We start from the raw sequence: 4,231 nt of genomic DNA, 5'->3' as shown, positions 1-4,231 counted from the left end.
CAGCGGCACCACACGGCCGGGTGCGGCCAGCCGCTTTTCTATCCACGCATAGGCCAGTGCCACCGCGCCGTTGAGCGCCAACATCCACACCGCCAACACACCGGCTTGCGCCAGCTCCAGTTCGTGCGCCACCAGGGTGTATATCTCCACGTCCACCGTGGCGTAGCGCTGGCCGCCCAGAATCAGGGCCAGGCCGAAGCCGGCAAAACAGTACAGAAACACCAGGCACAGGGCCGAAGCCAGCCAGGGTGCAATGGTCGGCCACTCCACGCGCCAGAAGGCGCGCCAGGGCGTGGCGCCCAGCGTGCGCGCGGCGGCGACCCGCTGCGCACCTACCTGCTCCAGCGCGTCCACCCCCGCGCGCACCACCAGACACAGGTTGAAAAACAGATTGCCGTACAGCAGCAGCCAAGGTGTTTCGGTCAGATCAACACCCCAACGCGCCAAGGGCTCACCAAGCCAGCCGCGCGGCCCCCAGAGCGCCAGCACACCGATGGCGGCCACCAGGGTGGGCACCACGAACGGCAGCATCAGCAGGCGCAGCACCAGGCTTCGACCCCGGAACTCCAACCGCGCCAGCACCCAGGCCACCGGCAAACCCAGTGCCAGGGCCAGCACACAGGTGATTGCGGCCTGCGCAAAAGACCACAGCACACGCCAGCGCAGGTAATCGTCTTGCCACACCGCCCACCAGCGCCAGCCCTCGGCCCCCCAACCTTCGGCCAGCAAGCGCAGCGCCGGCGCCACCAGCACGGTGGCCAGAAAAGCCAGCGGCAGCGCGGGCAGCAGCCAGCGGGCAGGCAGGCGTTTCACCCGCTGTTTACTTCAAGACCACCTGGATCCAGCGCTGTTGCCAGGCCTTGCTTTGCTGGCCCATTTGCGCGGCGTCCGGGTTGTCGAAAGCCCGGGGTTCGGTCGCGTGCTGCATGACCTCGGCACGCGCCACACCGGGCTCGACCGGGAACATCCACATGGTGGTCTGCAGTCCTTGCTGAACAGGGCCGGAGCGCAGGAACTCGATGAAACGGCCTGCTGCGGCCTGCGCCGCCGGGTTGCCGCCTTTGACCAAGGCCACGCCTTCGGTCTGGCGGAACACACCGCCCTTGAGGAACAGGTTGGCGGTGGGCGATTCGCTGATTTTTTCCTTGCTGTAAAACACTTCGGCCGCCGGGCTGCTGGCGTAGCTCACCACAATCGGGCGGGTGCCGCCGTTGCGCGTGAACTCGGTGTAGTAGGCCTCGGTCCAGCCCTTGACGACTTTCACGCCGTTGCTGCGCATGGCGGCCCACCAGTCGAAAGCGGCTTTTTCACCCAACCCCGCGATGGTGGCCAGCATGAAGGCCTGGCCCGGGCTGGAAGTGGCCGGGTTCTGCACCACCAGCAAGTCTTTGTAGGCGGGTTGGGCCAGATCGGCCAGCGTGGCCGGCAAGGCCAGACCCTTCTGCGCAAACCAGGCCTTGTCGATATTGAGGTTGACGTAACCAAAGTCCACCGGCACCACGCCCGAGGCCACCCCGGTCTTGCCCGCATTCGCGGCCATGGCGGCGGCGGCGGCGCGCTGGCTGGCCGGACCCGCATAGGCCTGGATCACGCCGGCCTTGGCCGCGCGCGGCAGCAAGGTGTTGTCGATGCCATAGACCACGTCGGCGATCGGGTTGGCGCGGGTGAGGATGAGCTTGTTCAGCATCTCGCCCGCGTCGCCGGCCTTGACGATCTCCAGCTTCACGCCCGCTTCTTTTTCAAACTGCGCCAGCAGCTCTTTGGGCAGATCGAACGAGCTGTGGGTGAGCACGCGCAGAGGCTGTGCCGTCTGCGCAAAAACCGCAGGCGTGGCCGCCAAAGCAGCGATGGCAGCCGAAACCAGAGCAGTCGAAAAATAACGCCGTTGCATGTGAATGCCTTTTCAAAAAAACGCTGCGGAGGCAGCGGCTGAAAAGACAGGCCACCGAACTGCGGGCCATCTGATCACGCTCCCTACGCTGGCACAACCCAGATCAGGTGAGAGGGGTATTTCTCAGCCGGTCCGCCTGCGAACCCAGCACCCCCGGTGAAGCCTGCCATTGTAGGCGGCCAGAACCGCCACGTGCTAAGGTGCGGCGTCCCCTGGACTCCGGTCTAGTTCGGTGCCTGGGGACACCATGAATGCGCCTCCTCGGCCCGCATGACTCTTCTTTTGGGAAGCGCTGTGCCCGTTCGATCAGAACACCTTCGCACAGCAAGCAACACCATGAGAACACCACACCATGCCCGGCTATCAGGTCAAACACGAGACCATCTCGATTGGTGGCTCGGCTTTCCACATCCGCTCCCTGCTCGACACCCAGCAATACGCCGACGCCCTGGGGGCGGCTGAACACATCGGCATGTCGGCCGCAAGCTGGCCCTTGTTCGGCCAGGTCTGGCCATCGGCGCGCGTGCTCGCGCTGGCCATGATGACGCACAACATTGTGGACAAGCGCATTCTGGAAATTGGCGCCGGCTTGGCGCTGGCCAGTCTGGTGCTGCACCGCCGTTCGGGGTGCATCACGGTGACCGACTGGCACCCGCTGACCGAAAGCTTTCTGCAGGAAAACCTGCGCCTGAACGGCCTGGCACCGCCGCCTTACCAGGCCGGGAACTGGGAAGAAGAAGACGCGAGCGATACCCAAGCCCTGGGCCTGTTCGATCTGATCATCGGCAGCGACGTGCTGTACGAGCGCCAACAACCGGCCCAACTGGCGCACTTTGTACACCGCCACGCCGCACCCGGCGCAGAAATCCTCATCGTCGATCCGGATCGCGGCAACCGCGCCGCCTTTTGCCGCGCAATGAACGCGCTGGGTTATGGCCTGCACACGCTGGTGGCCAACAAATCGCTGGAGACCGGAGAGGCCTACAAGGGTCGGTTTTTGAGCTTTGCGAGCACCCCCCTGCCCTCGTGAGTGCTACCGGCTCGGCCCTGGCCCGGTTCTGATCCGGTCAAAAAAACCCGTGCCAGAGGCAACGCAGCGCTTCTGGCACAGGTTCTGCGCAAACCTCGTTCAGCCTTGGTTGTCCCGGGTGGTGGCCAGCGCCGACTGCGGCAAGCCGAACAGCTTGTCGAAGGCCCAGGTGAAACACACGGTGTAGACCAGGAAAAACACCAGAATGCCCAGGTCGGCCACAAAGGCCTCCAGAAAGGAAATGTCCAGCCAGTAGGCCACCACCGGCACCAGGATCAGCGCCAGGCCGCCCTCAAAGCCGATGCCGTGTGCCACCCGGCGCCGCAGCGAGCGGCCTTTGGTGGTTTGCCGGGATTCCCAGCGCTCGAACACCACGTTGAACCCATAGTTCCAGGCCAGCGCAATGCCAGACATGACCGCCGACAGCGCCAAAGCAGAACCCGCTGGTTGTTCGAACAAGATGGAAATGCTCGGCGCCACCACGGCGATGGCGATCCCCTCGTACAGAATGGCTTGCAAGACACGGCGGGCGCGGGGAGACATGGGCAGAAAGTGTTCGGTGGGTGGGCGCCGTGCGGGTCGGGCAGAGAACCGCGATAGATGCCGGCCAAGAGCCGGTGCAGGGCGCAAAACGCCGGACCCGAGGCCCGGCTAAGGACCGCTATTGTGGAGCAGCTCGACCCGACCGCGCGCACACAAGCGCGCAAGCCCTGCCGGACACCGAGGCCATCGGCCCGGCTGCCGCCTCAGGGCGCCGAGCGGCCCAACACCGGCAACAACATCTGTGTGAGCTTCTGGTACTCGGCCCCACCCCGGTTTTGCACCGCCTGCACCTCTTCCACCAGCCGCGCCACCGAGTGCTGGTATTCGTCTTGTTTGATGTTCTCTATCTCCGCCCGGATGTGGCGCAGACTGTCCAGGGCTTTGCGCGCTTCGGGCGACAAGTCGGGCGATTGCTCGGCCACCGCGATCAACACCTCGGTCAGCTGTCCCAGCTGCTTGCCGTAACTGGCCACGGCAAAAGCCTTTTGCTCGATGCGGGCGTCACCCGCGCCGGGCTGGATCATCTGGGAAAACCAGTGGGTGGTGGGATCGATGTCTTGCGACACATTGCCGCTCCAGGGGAAATGCACCTGCGGTGCCCAGAAGATGAGCCATGGATACATGAGACCTCCTTTTGGGAATCACGACACGAAGAACAGGACGATGCCGTGGGTCGCGCTACGGCCTGCTCACACCGCCTCCCCCAAGCGCCCCACGCCCTCTTCAATCTTCTCCAAGCCCGCCGTGGCGAAACTCAGGCGCAGCGT

At 64.8% G+C, this 4,231-nt stretch carries 5 protein-coding genes and 1 riboswitch; of the genes, 1 reads left to right on the top strand and 4 read right to left on the bottom strand.

Annotated elements, in window-relative coordinates; translation table 11 throughout:
- Both ABYB95_RS18130 and ABYB95_RS18125 read right to left on the bottom strand, forming a co-directional pair.
- Nucleotides 1-813 (bottom strand): ABC transporter permease (locus ABYB95_RS18130; protein ID WP_372660061.1); only part of this gene is annotated, 813 nt, incomplete at its 3' end.
- A 7-nt stretch (nucleotides 814-820) separates the two neighbouring features.
- Nucleotides 821-1,891, bottom strand: a complete 1,071-nt coding sequence (locus ABYB95_RS18125) for a thiamine ABC transporter substrate binding subunit (protein ID WP_372660059.1) — start codon at nucleotides 1,889-1,891, stop codon at nucleotides 821-823.
- A gap of 62 nt (nucleotides 1,892-1,953) precedes the next feature.
- A riboswitch (TPP riboswitch) is annotated at nucleotides 1,954-2,056 on the bottom strand.
- 187 nt (nucleotides 2,057-2,243) lie between these two features.
- On the opposite strand from ABYB95_RS18125, the gene ABYB95_RS18120 reads away from it, so the two are divergent.
- On the top strand, nucleotides 2,244-2,921 hold the full coding sequence (locus ABYB95_RS18120; RefSeq protein ID WP_372660057.1) for a methyltransferase: 678 nt from the start codon (nucleotides 2,244-2,246) through the stop codon (nucleotides 2,919-2,921).
- A 99-nt stretch (nucleotides 2,922-3,020) separates the two neighbouring features.
- Here ABYB95_RS18120 and ABYB95_RS18115 read toward each other — a convergent pair whose 3' ends face one another.
- Both ABYB95_RS18115 and ABYB95_RS18110 read right to left on the bottom strand, forming a co-directional pair.
- Nucleotides 3,021-3,464: a PACE efflux transporter gene (locus ABYB95_RS18115; RefSeq protein ID WP_372660055.1), complete on the bottom strand. Its 444-nt coding sequence runs from the start codon at nucleotides 3,462-3,464 to the stop codon at nucleotides 3,021-3,023.
- A gap of 203 nt (nucleotides 3,465-3,667) precedes the next feature.
- Nucleotides 3,668-4,087 carry a hypothetical protein gene (locus ABYB95_RS18110; protein WP_372660053.1) on the bottom strand — a complete coding sequence of 140 codons (420 nt, stop codon included), beginning with the start codon at nucleotides 4,085-4,087 and terminating at the stop codon, nucleotides 3,668-3,670.
- Between the last annotated feature and the right edge of the window lie 144 nt (nucleotides 4,088-4,231).

The sequence above is a fragment of the Hydrogenophaga sp. genome, from assembly GCF_041633695.1.
GTDB lineage: Bacteria > Pseudomonadota > Gammaproteobacteria > Burkholderiales > Burkholderiaceae_C > Hydrogenophaga.
The sequence above is the reverse complement of the archived record's forward strand: the minus strand, read 5'-3'. Positions and strand labels throughout refer to the sequence as shown.